The sequence below is a fragment of the Aeromicrobium sp. CF4.19 genome (assembly GCF_051262555.1).
Lineage (GTDB): Bacteria > Actinomycetota > Actinomycetes > Propionibacteriales > Nocardioidaceae > Aeromicrobium.
Window position 1 is genome coordinate 723,060 of record NZ_JBIMEU010000001.1, and the last position, 13,428, is coordinate 736,487.

A 13,428-nucleotide genomic window follows, 5' to 3' on the forward strand; every position below is an offset into this window, starting at 1 on the left:
TCTCTGCCTGTGGCGTGCCGCCCGGCCGGACGGCAATGTCATTCGTGATGCCCGCGGTCTACTTGGCAGCGCCCTCGATCTCACGGGGGGTTGGCTCGGCCTGCGGTGCGTGGTCGACCCGCTGCCCGGGGGCCTCGCCGAAGGCACCGGTCGTGCGCAGCCGCTCGATGCGCTCGTCGTCGTACCCTGCGACGTCCTTCAGGACGTAGGCCTGGTCCTCGTTCCGCGTGGGTGCCCGTCGGTACTGCGGCGTCTCCGTGCCCACCCGCACGGGCGAGGCCACCTGTCGCACCGTCCCCCACCGGGGGTGCTCGGTCTCCACGACCAGGTTCCGGGCTCGGGTGTGCTCGTCGTCGAGCGCCTGGCCCACCGTGTTGATCGGCGCGCAGGGAATCGCCGCGTCGGACAGCTCCGCGATCCACGACTCGACACCGCGGGTGCGAAACTCTGGCTCGAGCAGCGCGATGAGCTCGTCCTGGTTGCGCTGGCGGTCGGCGAAGGTCGCAAACCGGGGGTCGGTCGCCCACTCCGGACGACCGAGGACCGCGGCGAGTCGGTGCCAGAACTTCTCCTTGGCGCAGCCCACCACCATCCATCCGTCGGCCGCCTCGAAGGCCTGGAACGGCACGAGTGAGGGATGGGCGGAGTGACGGGTGCGCACCGGCTCGAAGCCTGCGTTCAGGTGCCACGCAGCGGGATAGTTGAGCATCGAGATCGCGGTGTCGTACAAGCTGACGTCGCAGTCCATGCCGATTCCGTCACGACGGGCCGCGTGCAGACCGGCCAACAAGGAGAGCGCCGCCACGTACCCGCCGGAGTAGTCCACCAGGGACAGGCCGGACTTGGTGGGCGGGCCACCGGGTTCACCGGTGATGTCCATCCACCCGGCGAGGCCCTGCAACACGTAGTCGTACCCGGGTTGCTTCTGACGAGGGCCGGTCATGCCGAAGCCAGTCAGGGAGCAGCAGACGATCGCCGGGTTGAGGTGCTTCAGATCGTCATAGGTGATGGCGATCTTCGCCGGGACGTCGCCGCGCAGGTTGGAGTAGACGACGTCGGCGTTGCGAACGAGGTCCTCAAAGACCGTCCGGCCCTCGGCGCTGGTGATGTCCAGGGAGAGGCTTCGCTTGTTGCGGTTGAAGGCCTCGAAGAACAGCGAGTCCTCGTCCTCGGCGTACGGGGGCACGTACCTGCCGACGTCACCTCCCGACGTGGGCTCCTCGACCTTGATCACCTCGGCTCCGAGGTCAGCCAGGTGCACGCTCCCCCAGGGTCCGGCTCCGTACTGTTCGATGGCGATGATGCGAACGTCCTGCAGCGGCAGCATGGTCACTCCTTTCCGGCACTCAGGCCGATGTCGCGGGGTCGACGATGGGCTTGGCAGCCTTCGGGAACAGACCCTGCAGCTGCTCGGAGCCGCGACGGTGGACGAGGAACGTGCGTAGGAACGAGCAGACCTCGATGCCGTCCTGGTTCAGGGTGCGCGTCTTGACCGTGACGATTCCGGCGTGTGGACGGCTTCCGCTCTCGCGCTTCTCCAGGACGACCGACTCGCTGAACACGGTGTCACCCGCGAAGACGGGGTGCGTCATCTTGATGTCGTCCCAGCCGAGGTTGGCGATCGCGTTCTGGGTGAGGTCGGTGACGCTCTGGCCTACAGCGATGGCCACCGTGAGCGTGGAGACGACGATCGGCCGCCCGAACTCCGAACGAGCGGCGTACTCGTCGTTGAAGTGCATCTGGCTGGTGTTCATCGTCATCAACGTGAACCAGGTGTTGTCGGTCTCGCTGATCGTGCGACCAAGCGGGTGCTGATAGATCGCACCTACCTCGAAGTCCTCGAAGTATCTCCCGGACCAGCCCGGCTCGATGCTCATGTCGCTCTCCTGCTCCCGGCGTCACTGCCGCCACGTCTGTCTCGGACAAAGACAACTGTAAATGTCTGATGTTTTCTGGTCAAGGTCTTCGTCTCGACCGTCACCGCCGATCCGATCGGCGCCGCGGGGCGCGCCGATCTCGACGGCGCGTGACAGCACGGAGTTCACGTTCGCCAGGACCACCGCGAGGCCTGACGGACGTGAACTCGGGCCACCGGGACGACGGGAGCCGCAGAGCGGTCGAGCGCCCCGATCACTCCGCCGGCAGGTAGATGTCCCGGAGTCGATGGAGGTGGCCGTGCATGGCTTGCGCGGCCGCGTCCCCGTCCCCGGCAGCGACGTGGTCGGCGATCTCGACATGGTCGACGTCGATGCTTCTCCACACGTCGTTCGAGACGTCGGACCGGCGGAACTTCGAGCCCAGGATGCGGAAGTTGGGCTCGTTCATCATGGCGAGGAGGCGGTTCCCGGACGCTTCGACCAGCAACGTGTGGAAGGTCTTGCGCTCCTCGAAACGCTCCTCGAAGCGCTCCTTGACCATCTCGTGCGCCGTCTCACGGCCCGCAGCGGCACGCAGACCGTCGATCTGAGCCGGCGTCGCGCGACTGGCGGCGAGCCGCGCTGCCGGGACCTCCAACGTTTCTCGTGCCTCGAGCAGCTCTTGCACCGAGAGGGCGTCACTTCCCGACATCAACCCCAGGCTCGCCTCGAGGTAGGACCGCACGTGGGAGGCATTGACCTGCGAGACGAAGGTGCCTCCGGCGACACCACGTGTGGTGTGCACGAGGTCGCGCGCTGCGAGCGCCCGCAGCGCTTCTCGCAAGGTGCTGCGACTGACGCCGAACATTTCCAGGAGCTGGGTCTCGGGGGGCAGGCGGTCGCCAGCGCGCAGGCTTCCATCCAAGATCTGCCGCCGTAGCTGCTCGGCGACCTGCTCGTAGGCGGGACGGACCCTCTGCAACGCGAGGGCCGACCGGCCACCAGCTGGCTCGTCCGGACCGTTCTTGCCCATGACGCACCTCCTCCTCGACGGCCCAACTCTACGTCTCGGCAGATCCGCAGCCCCTCAGGGTGCAGCGGTACGTAACCGAGCAGTGAGCGAGGCGACATCCGGCGACCGGTGCAGGTCCAGCACGGCGTCACGCAACCGATCGACCTCCTCGGTCCCGAGCACGGTGCCCGCCGTCGTGCCGAACTTCGCCATCACGTCGGCCGGGGACAGCGGTCGATCGGCGGCGCCACGATTGACCTGCTCGCGGTGACGTAGCTCCCGGCCGTCGTGGAGCTCGATGATGATCTCCCCGGAGAAGGCCGATGGGAAGGCACTGTCGCTGTCGAGCTCGTAGGTGACGCGATCGGCGAGCGCAAGGACGTCCGGCGAGATCAGCTGGTCCGGCTCGAGGTGGTCGAGCGTGAACGCGCCACGCACGAGGGCGGTCGCTGTGACGTAGGGGAGGGAGAATTGCGCCTCGTAGGTTGTGGTCGGTCGTCGCTTGGCGTCGAGCGGATCGCAGACAGCCGGCACCTCGTCCTCGGCGATGAGACAGCGTACGCGCGCGATGTCCCGCGAATCCAGGGCATTCGCGGTGCGCAACGCGATCGCCGCGTCGACGAACGCGTGGGTGAAGTGGCACGCAGGGTACGGCTTCACGGCGACCGCGCTGGTCTCCCACACGACCCCGAGGTTCGAGGCGATCGTCTCGAGATCGGGATCGTCGAGCCGAGCATGTGTGGCGAAGAGACCGAAGCGACCCTCGTAGGGGCGACTGGGCGCCACGTAGTCCACCGAGGCGAATGCTGCAGCCGTCACCCCGGCGACTGCCGCCCAGCCCGGGTGGAGACGCTTCGTCCAGGCCCCGTCCTGCAAGAACTCCAGGGAGCCGGAGGCAAAGCTGTGCACCACCCCCTGGGCACCGGCCAGTTGGTCGACGGTCAGGCCACGCAGCCGGGCGGCGACGACCGCACTGGCATAGGCACCGAGCAGCCCAGTCGGGTGCAGACCATGGCGGTGGAACGCGCCCCGGGCAGGCAGGCCAAGCTGAGTGGCGACCTCCAGGCCGACAACGTAGGCGGTGAGGAGCTCCTGACCGCTGGCTCCGACCTGCTCAGCCATCGCCAGCGCCGTGACAGCCGTGCTGGCGCTGGCATGGACCACGCTGCCGGGGTGGGTGTCGTCGAAGTCGAGACCGTGCACGAGCAGACCGTTCATCATCACGGCGTCCCGCAGCGGCAGCTTCTGTTGCCTGCCGATCACGCTGACTCCGTGCTCGGAGGGTTCCGACATCGTCCCGATGGCGTTCCACGCCCGGTCGGCGAACTCCGACGGAGTGGCGGCGACGGCGACCCCCACGGCATCGAGGAACAGCAGGGTCGCCTTTTCCTGCACCTCTTCGGGGATGTCCTTCCACTGCAGGTCGACGGCAAACTGAGCGATGAGGTGGGCGAGTGGTTCCGGGCTGGTCATCGATGGGGGCTCCGTTCTACTGCGAAGGTCATGGCGGGCGATGGTGGCGGGGTCATGGGCGCCGTGCGACGTCGAGGAGGATCTGGGCAGTCTCCTTCGGAGCCACGACCATCGCGTCGTGGCAGGCAGCGATCTCCCGGAACTGCCAGTCCGGGCGGTTCCGCTTCACCCACTGCCGAGTCGTCAGCAACGCGGGGTAGGGCGGTGCGGTCGCGGCGACGTACGTCACCGGGAGGCCGGCCCCGACAGGCCCGCTCAGCTCGATGCTCGTGCTGTAGGTGCGAGCCGGGTGGGGTGTCAACCGGTCGCGGACCCACGAGGCGCTGGGATGATCGGCGGGGATCCCGAACGCCTCCACCGGGGGGCTCGGCAGGACTGCGCCGGCGGGGGTCTGCACGACCAGCGCCTCGCGGGCGGCGCGCGACTCGTCGTCCAGCACCTCCAGCGCTGTCTTCCCCGACTCCGGGACCAGGGCGTCGAGCAGGACAAGATGCCGGATCCGCTCTGGCACTCGATCTGCTGCGCCCACGACGGAGCAGCCGCCGAAGCTGTGCCCAACCAGGATCACGTCGGTCAGATCCTCGTACTGCACGTGGGCGACGACGTCGCTCACGAAGGTCTCCAGCGTGATGCTCTCGTGCAAGAGGTGCGAGCGCTCGCCCGCTCCGGTCTGGGTCGGGGTCGTCACACGGTGGCCCGCCGCCCGCAGGAGGTCAGCCACGTCTCGCCAGCACCATCCGCCGTGAAAACCACCGTGGACAAGGACGAACGTCGCACTGGGCGACCCTTCGGCCCCAGGGTTCGGGCTCACGCTCGGCGCCGTGCAGGACTGGTGCTCTCGGTCTTTGTGATGACCCCCGACTGGATGTCCTCCAGCGACCGTCCGGTCGTCTCCAGGCGAACGCTCAGGATCGACACGACAAGCAGGGCGTTCAGGACGACCACGATGCCCACGACACCGACGGGGCCAACCCAACCCATCACCCAAACGGTGACGAAGGGCATGCCGATCGCCGCTGCCCGACCACACATGCTGGCGAGTCCGGATCCGCGCAGGCGAAGCGCGGTCGGGAACAGCTCGGGCGTGTAGCCGAACTGGCCCAGCGCGACGAGGAAGTACACCGAGCTGACCAGCAGGAGGCCTACCGCGAGGACCATCGCATCGGACTGGGCGAGTGCGTACACCACTCCCAGGGCGACCGTCGCGCCAGAAGCGAGCGCAAGGCCGCTTGTGCGCGAGATCTTGTCGGCCAGGAACACGCAAACCAGGGATCCGAGAATCGCACCAGCGCTGATCATTGCCGTGAACAGCAAGGACCCGGTGACGGTCATTCCCCGCTCGACCAGCAGCGTGGGCAACCAGGAGATGAAGCCGTAGACCGTGACGTTGATCGTGACCAGGAGCAGGATCGCCAGGAAGAGCCGCTGGCGCACTCCCGGCCGGATCAGGTCCCGAAGCTCTGCCGGCGCGACGGCCGGCTGCGGAGTGGCTTTCACGGGGGGAAGCGTCCCATGAGCCGCGACGGCCGACTCCTCGATTCGCGCGACGATGGCGTCGGCCTCGTCCAGTCGACCCTGGGATTCCAGCCACCGCGGGGATTCGGGCATCCTCGCGCGGGCGACCCAGATGAGCAGTGCCGCCACACCGGCGATGGCGAACATGTAACGCCAGCCGAAGGTCGGGATCACCCAGAGACCGACGAACGATGCGGCAGGGAGACCCGCCGCAATGATGGTGGAGAGCATCGCGGCGAACCGTCCGCGCTTGCCCGGGGGAACGAACTCACCAATCATTCCCATGGCCACCACAAGCTCGGCCCCCAGACCCAGCCCCATGATGAATCGCAGGACGGTGAGGGTCTCGATGTTCGGGGCGAAGAACGCCGCGATCGAGGCAAGGCCGAAAAGGAGCAGGTTGATCTGATAGGTCGCCTTGCGTCCGAACCGGTCACCGATCAGACCGCCTGCAGCGGCTCCCAGCATCATCCCGAAGAAAGTTGCCGACATGAAGACCGCGCTCGAGTCAACGGTCGCGAAGCCCTCGTCGATCATCGCGGCCACCACTCCGCCGGCGAGATAGACGTCGAACGCGTCCACGAAGGCTCCTGCTCCCACGAGCAGCAACAGTGTGTAGTGGAACCTCGACACGGGCAACCTGTCGAGCCGAGCTCCCGAGCTGACACGGGTTGATGGATTCATTTGCAACTCCTGCGACGAGGCCTCGGCCGACCGGGGGTGGCACGACCGTGACGGCCCGTGATGTCGTGTGCCGTCGATCACATATAAACATCAGACGTATTCACTGTCAACGGAAATGGCATCAAGAGCACTTCCATTGATCACCACGGGCACCGCCACATGAGTCCACCGCCGGGGCCGGTCATCGGACCCGAGTGCACTCACGCGGACCGAGCGAGGTGCCACGCTCGGTGGCGTCCTCGTGGATCTGGTCGGCCAGGGGGTAGCGGCACTGACAGGCTGGGGTCATGACGGACGACGACGGCGGGACGGTCGACTTCCGGTACTCCAACCTGAGTGGACGGCCGACCGGCCCCGTCGTCTCGGCGCTGTCCCGGGTCCTGCGTGGCGTCCGCGAGGTGCAGGAGCACGTCGAGCCCTACGCCCATCACTGGGAACGGGTCAATGCCGCGAGCGTGCAGCAGGTCGCCGCCGGTGCACGCTGGTGGGCGGTCCTCGGCGACTCGATGTCCCAGGGCATCGGCGCCAGCGCCGCGGACCGGGGCTGGGTGGGCCAGCTCGCGACGCGCGTCGACCTGCCGATCGTCAACCTCTCCTTCAACGGTGCACGGATCGATGACGTCCTGGGTCGCCAGCTCCCCGCGATGGAGGACCTGGCCCTCGCCCATCGCAACCGCCCCGCCCTGGTGACGCTCATGGTCGGCAACAACGACATGAACAGCCGGAGCTGGCGCCGCCAGATCCCCACGGCGATGCCCGACCTGCTGCGCCGACTTCCCCGCGGCACCGTCGTGGCCACCCAGCCGGGCGCCCAAGGCTCCGCCCTCATGGTCAACGAGGCCATCGACGTCGCCGCGCGCGACGGTCGCGTCCGCGTGGCCGAGTTCCGCGTCCCCGACATGCGCTCGTGGCGGGGCCGCCTCGCCGCCGACCACTTCCACCCCAACGACACCGGCTACGCCGCCATGGCCACGATCATCGCCCGCGCCCTCGACCTCTGATCGACCCCGGCGCCCGGTTGTCGAGCACCCGGGGTCATCTCGGGCCACGATGAACAGGTGGACGAACTCCTTCTCGACGAGGCGCGGCTCCTGCGCGACGCCCGCCTGGGTGACCGCCGGGCCTTCGGCGGGCTGGTCGACCTGCACGGTCCCCAGATGTATCGCTTCGCACTGCGCATGCTCGGCGACGACCACGACGCCCGCGACGCGGTGCAGGAGGCCTTCATCTCGGCCTGGAAGGACCTCGAGCACTACGAGGGCCGGTCCACCTTCTCGACGTGGCTGCTGCGACTCACCCATCGCCGCGCCGTCGACCTGCAGCGGCGGCGCACGCCCACGCCGGTGGACGACGAGGGCATCGCCACGCTGCTCCCGCCCCAGCAGGGCGACCCGCTGCAGCGGGTGCTGGAGGACGAGCTGGTGGAGGCCCTGCAGTCCGCCCTGCTCGAGCTCCCCCGCTCCCAGCGGGCCACCTGGCTCCTGCGCGAGGTCGAGCAGATGTCCTACGACGAGATCGCCGAGGCGCTCGCCACCACCCCGGACAGCGTCCGGGGCCTTCTTCACCGTGCTCGATCCGCGCTGTCCGAGAGGATGTCCCCATGGCGATGAACGAGAGCTCTCCCCTCGAGCGAGCCACCCGTGCGATGCGCCAGCAGGAGCAACCCGGTTGGGTCGAGCTGTCGCAGTCCATCCGCGACGCCGTGGAGACGACGGTCCGCCGGGGTGTCGACCTGCGGGCCGGGACCGGTCCGAACGAGCGCGGCTCGACCGTGGCAGTCGCCGACCGCGTCCTGCGTCTCATGCTCAGGGACGCGATCAACCTCGGCCGGAGCTCGCTCGCCGGGGCGAAGATGCAGGTCGAGGAGGGCCGGATCGTGCGGCTCCGGCTCGACCTGGCTTGTCCCTACGGGACGGACATGGTCGACGAGGCGGAGCAGGCCCGAGCCGTCGCAGAGGCCACGCTCGTGTCCACCCTGGGCCCGGACGGGGACGTGCCCGTGGACGTGCACGTCGTCGACGTCGACGTCGACGTCGACGTCGAGTGAGGCAGGTCACGTCCGTCCGGGCGTGAGGAAGCGGGACCGGCCAACGACTAACGGGCAAGAACGAGGTCGCTCCACGAGGGCGACTCCCCGCAGAGAGAGGTTCACCACCATGGCCGAGACCACCACCCCCAAGCCCGGCACCGACGTGACCCAGGCGACCAGCTCCGCCCTCGTGAGCGACCTGGGCCGGACCGCCATCGCCGACACCGTGGTCTCCAAGATCGCCGGCATCGCCACCCGTGACGTCAGCGGCGTCCACGACCTCGGCGGCGGGGCGGCCCGCACGGTCGGTGCCATCCGTGAGCGCATCCCGGGCTCGCGCGTCAACGCCCGCCAAGGTGTCTCGGTCGAGGTGGGCGAGCGTCAGACCGCCCTCGACATCGACGTCGTGGCCGAGTACGGCGTCGCCATCGCCGACCTCGCCACCGGCATCCGCTCCAACGTCATCAGCTCCGTCGAGCGGATGACCGGCCTGGAGGTCACCGAGGTCAACATCACCGTCAACGACATCTACCTCCCGGAGGAGGATCACGACGAGGCCGAGGTCGCCCGCGTTGAGTGACCTCGCCGACCGGATCGCCGCGTCCGTGCTCGCCATCGACGGTGTCGACGGCTTGCACGGCGGCGCCCTGGGCGAGGTCGCCACGTACCTCCCCGGGCGCCGGGTCGCCGGCATCCGCAGCGACGCCGACGGCACCGAGGTGCACGTCGTGCTCCGCTGGGGAGCTCCCCTCCTGCCGACCGGCGACGAGGTTCGCCGGGCGGTCGAGCCGCTCGTCGACGGACCCGTCCACGTCATCATCGAGGACGTCGCTGACCCCCGGGCCGTGAACCGGTCATGACCGACGAGGCCATCCGTCGACGCCGCGCCGTCGCCCGGGCGACGCACCCGGACGCGGGCGGTTCGCACGAGGCCTTCATCGCCGCGATGGCCTCAGACGCGCCCGCTCCCCATGAGCGACGCGCGGTCACAGTCGTCGTGCGGCACCCGGTCCGACGACGTGTGACGCACGTCCTGCGATCACTGCGCCACCGGCTCCCCCGACGACGCACCACCACCATCCTCTGAACGAAGGAACTCCCATGTCGCACACCCACACCGGCCTCGTCGCCGGACTCCTGCTGGCCGTCGCCATCGCCACCGGCGGGTTCACCGGCTTCCTGCTCGCCCTCGTGCTGGGCGGCGTCGGGCTCGTCGTCGGGGCACAGCTGGACGGACGCGTCGACGTGAACGACTTTCTGCCGAGCCATCGTGAGTGACGACTTCGCCCTGTCCGACCTCCCCGGACGCGGGGCCGATCGCCCCGCCGCCGAGCGCGGCACGTTGGAGATCAAGGACCGCGTCCTGGCCAAGCTCGCTCGACGTGCCTCGGCCGACGTGGCCGGAACGGTGCACCGCAGCGCCGGCCTGTCGGGTCTGGGGCGCCACCGCTACCCCGACGCCTCGGTCTCCGTGCTCGGCGAACGGGCGTGGATCGAGCTCGACGTCGCCGGCGCCTGGCCCTGCGACCTGCACGACCTGGGTGAGCGCACGCGGTCGAGCGTGGCCGAGCGTGTCGCCGCCCTGGGCGGCGTCCACGTCGAGCGGCTCGACGTCACCGTGCACGTCATCACCCCCGAGAGCGAGAAGGAGAGGAGAGTCCAGTGAGCACTCGCACCCCCGCCCGCCGACCGGTCGTCACCTGGCCGGCCCTCCTGCTCGGGATCGCGCTCGTCGCCCTGGCCGTCGCCGGCCTGCGTGACCTCGCCGTCACGCTCGGCTGGATCGACGGTCGAGCTGGACCGAGTCCGCGATCGACGCGGGCGACGGTCTCACCGCCGGACCGGTCACGACCGCCGTGGGTGTCGGCCTGGCCCTGGTGGGACTCGTCCTCGTGCTGACCGTGCTCCGTCCCGCACGACGCACCCACGTGCTGACTCCGAGCAAGGACGCCGAGGTCTGGATCAGCCGGTCGGCTCTCAGCCGCCTCGCCGAGCAGGCCGTGGAGCGCGTCCCGGGCGTGGTGTCCGTGGACGCCATGACCCGCCGCCGCCTCACCGTCCGGGTCCGGGCCGCTGGGGAGGATGCCGAGCCGCTGGTCCGCGACGCCGTGGAGCAGGCCGTCGGTGGCTTCCTCGCCAAGCCTGCCAAGATCACCGTCCGAAAGGCCATGCCATGACCCGCCGCCTCGCCCTCCTGGACCGCGTCGTGACCCTCGTCGTGGGCGTCGCCCTCGCGGCCGGCGGGCTCGCCCTCGTCGACTGGCAGCTCGGAGCCGTCCTGCCGTGGCCCGAGAGCCTCGACGCCACCGCGGTCTCCGACCTCGCCAGCGCGGCCTGGTTCGCCTGGGCGGTCGCCGGTGCCACGCTGCTGCTCGGCCTCCTCGGGCTCTGGTGGCTGCTCGCCCACACGCCACGCCCCCAGGGCACCCAGGTTCGCGTCGAGTCCGGTGACCGCACCGGGTCGGTGCGGGTGGACCTCAGCTCCATCGCCACGGCGGCCGCCGACCGCTTCGGGAGCCTCGCGCCCGTGCTCGAGACCTCGGGGGCGTGCCGCACCGTCGCCGGCCATGACGTCGTCGAGCTCCGGGCCCGCGTGGACCTCCGCGCCGATGCCGAGCTCGTGCACGCCGTGGCCGCCCGGACGACGCAGGAGGTCGCAGCCTCCTTGGACGACGCCGAGCCCACCACCCGCGTGCTGCTCGATGCCCCGCGGCGCCTGCCGCTCACCAAGACCAGTGGACCGGCCAGGGTCCACTGACCGCAGCACGACCAACAAGAGAGGAAACATCATGGGAATCGCAGACAAGGCCAAGAACGCCGCCGAGGACCTCGCCGGAAAGGCCAAGGAGGCCGTCGGTGACGCCACCAACAACGACGATCTCAAGGCCGAGGGCAAGAAGGACCAGGCCTCGTCGTCCGTCAAGGACGCCGGCGAGAACGTCAAGGACGCCTTCAAGAAGTAGTCGGCGGCCTGCAGCGCGCCCGGTCGGTACCCGACCGGGCGCGTTCGCGTGCTCCCTACGCTGGGGCCATGCCTCTCGTCCTGCTGGAGACCGACGGACCGGTCCGCACCATCACCCTGAACGCACCCGAACGGCGCAACGCCCTCGACTGGCCGCTGCTCGAGGAGCTGCGCGCCGCCATCGACACGGTCGCGGCCGACACCCAGGCCCGGGCGCTCGTGGTGCGGGGCGAGGGCAAGGCGTTCTGCGCGGGCGCCAACCTGGAGAACCTGTTCGGCGATCGGACCCGACCGGTGCCCGAGCTGCGCGAGCACCTGATGCAGGTCTACCGCTCCTTCCTCGGCCTGCGTGACCTCGCCATCCCGACCGTCGCTGCCGTCCAGGGCGCCGCGGTGGGCGCCGGGCTCAACATCGCCCTGGCGTGCGACGTCATCGTCGCCGGGCCGCGGGCCGGCTTCGGCCCGACGTTCTCCAAGATCGGGCTGCACCCCGGCGGTGGCTGCACCTGGATGCTCACCCAGCGAATCGGCAGCGCCAACACCGCAGCGGCGCTCTACTCCGGAGACGTGATCGACGGCGCCACCGCCCTGCGCCTCGGCATCGCCCAGGAGCTCATCGACGAGCCGGGGGCCCGCGCCGCCGAGCTCGCCTCGACCTACGCCGAGCGGAACCCCGCCCTGATGGCCGACATCAAGCGCTCGATCCGACTCGCCGAGAGCTCGGACGTGGCGACGTCACTGGACTTCGAGGCGACGGCCCAGGCGGAGTCGCTCTCCAGCGCCGAGTTCGAGGCGTTCGCCGCCCGCTTCGCCCAGCAGTGATCGTGGCGGTCAGACGACGGCGTGGGCCTCCGCGACCGCACGCGCCTCGTCCTTGAGCGCCTGCAGGACCAGGCGCACCGAGGGACGCTCGAACCGGTCGGGCCGCAGCAGTGCCGAGATCTCCCGACGCGCCCTGATGCCGGTGAGCGGCACGGTGGCGATGCCGTAGCCGTGCTCGCGGGTCGTGAAGCGCGGGAGGATGGCCAGACCGTGCCCGGCGGCGACCATCGCCTCCACCACCCCGTTGTTGGTGAAGCGCTGCACCACGCGCGCGGGCTCACCGGTGGCCGCCACCACCTGCTCCAGCACCTGGTCGAACGGCTGACCCTGTGGCACCCCGATCCACGTCTGCGTCGCGACGTCCCGCGGGGAGAGTGAACGACGCCCGGCCAGTGGGTGGTCCTCCGGCATGGCGACGTCGAGGGGCTCGGTCATCAGCGGGACCACCTGCAGGGCCCGCTCGTGCCAGGTGGCCGATGTCGCGGGACTGTCGGAGACGACGACGTCGTGGTCGGTCGTGAGCTCGGCGTAGTCGCCGGAGACCTCCACGTCGGAGCACTCCAGCTCCACGTCGGCGCGTTCGGCCATCCGGCCCAGGACGCCGGGCAGCAGCATCTCGCCACCGGTGGGAAACGTGGTGAGGGTGACGCGTCCGGCGGGCTGGGCCATGAACTCGCGCCACGATCCCTCGGCCCGCTCGATCGCGGTGGCGATCTCCGTGGCGGTCCGCGCCAGGGCCCGGCCCGCCTCGGTGAGGGCGACGCCACGTCCGGCCGGCTCCACGAGCACGTACCCGACCTCGCGCTCCAGCGTCTTGAGCTGCTGGGAGACGGCCGACGGGGTGATCTTGATCGCATCGGCGACCGCGCCCACCGACCCGCGTTCGGCCAGCTCCCGCAGGATCCCCAGGCGCTTCACATCCATGTAGAGAGGCTACATGGATGGTGAAGTTCTGTGCGCTTGTCCTTGACGATCGGCCGCGCGACGATGGAGGTACCGAACCACCCCACACCCCGCCAGGAGGCACCATGTTCACGCTCGCCACCCTCGGCGCCGCTGCCCTCGTCATCGGCAC

General features: G+C 69.7%; 20 protein-coding genes. 13 read left to right on the top strand and 7 right to left on the bottom strand.

All coding sequences use genetic code 11. The annotated features are described in order from the left end of the window. Positions 1–58 precede the first annotated feature (58 nt). From ACHAAC_RS03595 to ACHAAC_RS03620, 6 genes are all read right to left on the bottom strand, one after another. A complete protein-coding gene (locus ACHAAC_RS03595; protein WP_435714561.1) occupies positions 59–1,327 on the bottom strand; it encodes a CaiB/BaiF CoA transferase family protein in 1,269 nt (422 codons plus the stop codon). 19 nt (positions 1,328–1,346) lie between these two features. Continuing rightward, the gene (locus tag ACHAAC_RS03600; RefSeq protein ID WP_435714562.1) at positions 1,347–1,877 is read right to left on the bottom strand and encodes a MaoC family dehydratase; all 531 of its coding nucleotides are present in this window, start codon (positions 1,875–1,877) and stop codon (positions 1,347–1,349) included. Between the two features lie 253 nt (positions 1,878–2,130). After that, positions 2,131–2,889, bottom strand: coding sequence for a FadR/GntR family transcriptional regulator (locus ACHAAC_RS03605; RefSeq protein ID WP_435714563.1), 759 nt, complete (start codon positions 2,887–2,889; stop codon positions 2,131–2,133). Positions 2,890–2,943: 54 nt separating this feature from the next. Further along, complete coding sequence (locus ACHAAC_RS03610) at positions 2,944–4,341, bottom strand: MmgE/PrpD family protein (protein WP_435714564.1); 1,398 nt, start codon at positions 4,339–4,341, stop codon at positions 2,944–2,946. A 52-nt stretch (positions 4,342–4,393) separates the two neighbouring features. Then, a complete protein-coding gene (locus ACHAAC_RS03615) occupies positions 4,394–5,152 on the bottom strand; it encodes an alpha/beta fold hydrolase (RefSeq protein WP_435714565.1) in 759 nt (252 codons plus the stop codon). After that, positions 5,149–6,438 (bottom strand): MFS transporter, encoded by a 1,290-nt coding sequence (locus ACHAAC_RS03620; RefSeq protein ID WP_435714566.1) that lies wholly within the window; start codon positions 6,436–6,438, stop codon positions 5,149–5,151. The genes ACHAAC_RS03615 and ACHAAC_RS03620 overlap by 4 nt, the downstream gene beginning before the upstream one ends. A gap of 389 nt (positions 6,439–6,827) precedes the next feature. On the opposite strand from ACHAAC_RS03620, the gene ACHAAC_RS03625 reads away from it, so the two are divergent. The 13 genes from ACHAAC_RS03625 (at position 6,828) to ACHAAC_RS03685 (ending at position 12,353) form a co-directional block, all read left to right on the top strand. Further along, positions 6,828–7,541, top strand: a complete 714-nt coding sequence (locus tag ACHAAC_RS03625; protein WP_435714567.1) for an SGNH/GDSL hydrolase family protein — start codon at positions 6,828–6,830, stop codon at positions 7,539–7,541. 57 nt (positions 7,542–7,598) lie between these two features. Further along, positions 7,599–8,150, top strand: coding sequence for an RNA polymerase sigma factor (locus ACHAAC_RS03630; protein ID WP_435714568.1), 552 nt, complete (start codon positions 7,599–7,601; stop codon positions 8,148–8,150). Then, positions 8,141–8,587: a hypothetical protein gene (locus tag ACHAAC_RS03635; RefSeq protein WP_435714569.1), complete on the top strand. Its 447-nt coding sequence runs from the start codon at positions 8,141–8,143 to the stop codon at positions 8,585–8,587. Before ACHAAC_RS03630 ends, ACHAAC_RS03635 begins: the two co-directional genes overlap by 10 nt. A gap of 109 nt (positions 8,588–8,696) precedes the next feature. After that, the gene (locus ACHAAC_RS03640) at positions 8,697–9,149 is read left to right on the top strand and encodes an Asp23/Gls24 family envelope stress response protein (RefSeq protein ID WP_435714570.1); all 453 of its coding nucleotides are present in this window, start codon (positions 8,697–8,699) and stop codon (positions 9,147–9,149) included. After that, positions 9,142–9,429: a hypothetical protein gene (locus ACHAAC_RS03645; RefSeq protein ID WP_435714571.1), complete on the top strand. Its 288-nt coding sequence runs from the start codon at positions 9,142–9,144 to the stop codon at positions 9,427–9,429. Before ACHAAC_RS03640 ends, ACHAAC_RS03645 begins: the two co-directional genes overlap by 8 nt. Then, positions 9,426–9,656: a hypothetical protein gene (locus ACHAAC_RS03650; protein ID WP_435714572.1), complete on the top strand. Its 231-nt coding sequence runs from the start codon at positions 9,426–9,428 to the stop codon at positions 9,654–9,656. The genes ACHAAC_RS03645 and ACHAAC_RS03650 overlap by 4 nt, the downstream gene beginning before the upstream one ends. 14 nt (positions 9,657–9,670) lie before the next feature. Beyond that, entirely contained in the window at positions 9,671–9,847 is a 177-nt protein-coding gene (locus ACHAAC_RS03655; RefSeq protein ID WP_435714573.1) for a DUF2273 domain-containing protein, read from the top strand. After that, positions 9,840–10,235: an Asp23/Gls24 family envelope stress response protein gene (locus tag ACHAAC_RS03660; RefSeq protein ID WP_435714574.1), complete on the top strand. Its 396-nt coding sequence runs from the start codon at positions 9,840–9,842 to the stop codon at positions 10,233–10,235. The genes ACHAAC_RS03655 and ACHAAC_RS03660 overlap by 8 nt, the downstream gene beginning before the upstream one ends. Continuing rightward, positions 10,232–10,468, top strand: coding sequence for a hypothetical protein (locus ACHAAC_RS03665; RefSeq protein WP_435714575.1), 237 nt, complete (start codon positions 10,232–10,234; stop codon positions 10,466–10,468). Before ACHAAC_RS03660 ends, ACHAAC_RS03665 begins: the two co-directional genes overlap by 4 nt. Next, positions 10,426–10,746, top strand: coding sequence for a DUF6286 domain-containing protein (locus ACHAAC_RS03670; RefSeq protein WP_435714576.1), 321 nt, complete (start codon positions 10,426–10,428; stop codon positions 10,744–10,746). The genes ACHAAC_RS03665 and ACHAAC_RS03670 overlap by 43 nt, the downstream gene beginning before the upstream one ends. Further along, positions 10,743–11,327 (top strand): hypothetical protein, encoded by a 585-nt coding sequence (locus tag ACHAAC_RS03675; RefSeq protein ID WP_435714577.1) that lies wholly within the window; start codon positions 10,743–10,745, stop codon positions 11,325–11,327. Before ACHAAC_RS03670 ends, ACHAAC_RS03675 begins: the two co-directional genes overlap by 4 nt. Before the next feature lie 31 nt (positions 11,328–11,358). Continuing rightward, positions 11,359–11,532, top strand: coding sequence for a CsbD family protein (locus tag ACHAAC_RS03680; RefSeq protein WP_435714578.1), 174 nt, complete (start codon positions 11,359–11,361; stop codon positions 11,530–11,532). 68 nt (positions 11,533–11,600) lie between these two features. After that, positions 11,601–12,353: an enoyl-CoA hydratase gene (locus ACHAAC_RS03685; RefSeq protein ID WP_435714579.1), complete on the top strand. Its 753-nt coding sequence runs from the start codon at positions 11,601–11,603 to the stop codon at positions 12,351–12,353. A 9-nt stretch (positions 12,354–12,362) separates the two neighbouring features. Here the strand turns inward: ACHAAC_RS03685 and ACHAAC_RS03690 are convergent, their stop codons facing one another. Beyond that, complete coding sequence (locus tag ACHAAC_RS03690) at positions 12,363–13,277, bottom strand: LysR family transcriptional regulator (RefSeq protein WP_435714580.1); 915 nt, start codon at positions 13,275–13,277, stop codon at positions 12,363–12,365. Between the last annotated feature and the right edge of the window lie 151 nt (positions 13,278–13,428).

Excerpts from the sequence above, each read along its gene's own strand:
- ACHAAC_RS03595 (WP_435714561.1), bottom strand. The coding sequence starts at position 1,327 with ATGCTGCCGCTGCAGGACGTTCGCATCATCGCCATCGAACAGTACGGA.
- ACHAAC_RS03600 (WP_435714562.1), bottom strand. The coding sequence starts at position 1,877 with ATGAGCATCGAGCCGGGCTGGTCCGGGAGATACTTCGAGGACTTCGAG.
- ACHAAC_RS03605 (WP_435714563.1), bottom strand. The coding sequence starts at position 2,889 with ATGGGCAAGAACGGTCCGGACGAGCCAGCTGGTGGCCGGTCGGCCCTC.
- ACHAAC_RS03610 (WP_435714564.1), bottom strand. The coding sequence starts at position 4,341 with ATGACCAGCCCGGAACCACTCGCCCACCTCATCGCTCAGTTTGCCGTC.
- ACHAAC_RS03625 (WP_435714567.1), top strand. The coding sequence starts at position 6,828 with ATGACGGACGACGACGGCGGGACGGTCGACTTCCGGTACTCCAACCTG.
- ACHAAC_RS03635 (WP_435714569.1), top strand. The coding sequence starts at position 8,141 with ATGGCGATGAACGAGAGCTCTCCCCTCGAGCGAGCCACCCGTGCGATG.
- ACHAAC_RS03640 (WP_435714570.1), top strand. The coding sequence starts at position 8,697 with ATGGCCGAGACCACCACCCCCAAGCCCGGCACCGACGTGACCCAGGCG.
- ACHAAC_RS03650 (WP_435714572.1), top strand. The coding sequence starts at position 9,426 with ATGACCGACGAGGCCATCCGTCGACGCCGCGCCGTCGCCCGGGCGACG.
- ACHAAC_RS03655 (WP_435714573.1), top strand. The coding sequence starts at position 9,671 with ATGTCGCACACCCACACCGGCCTCGTCGCCGGACTCCTGCTGGCCGTC.
- ACHAAC_RS03675 (WP_435714577.1), top strand. The coding sequence starts at position 10,743 with ATGACCCGCCGCCTCGCCCTCCTGGACCGCGTCGTGACCCTCGTCGTG.
- ACHAAC_RS03680 (WP_435714578.1), top strand. The coding sequence starts at position 11,359 with ATGGGAATCGCAGACAAGGCCAAGAACGCCGCCGAGGACCTCGCCGGA.
- ACHAAC_RS03685 (WP_435714579.1), top strand. The coding sequence starts at position 11,601 with ATGCCTCTCGTCCTGCTGGAGACCGACGGACCGGTCCGCACCATCACC.
- ACHAAC_RS03690 (WP_435714580.1), bottom strand. The coding sequence starts at position 13,277 with ATGGATGTGAAGCGCCTGGGGATCCTGCGGGAGCTGGCCGAACGCGGG.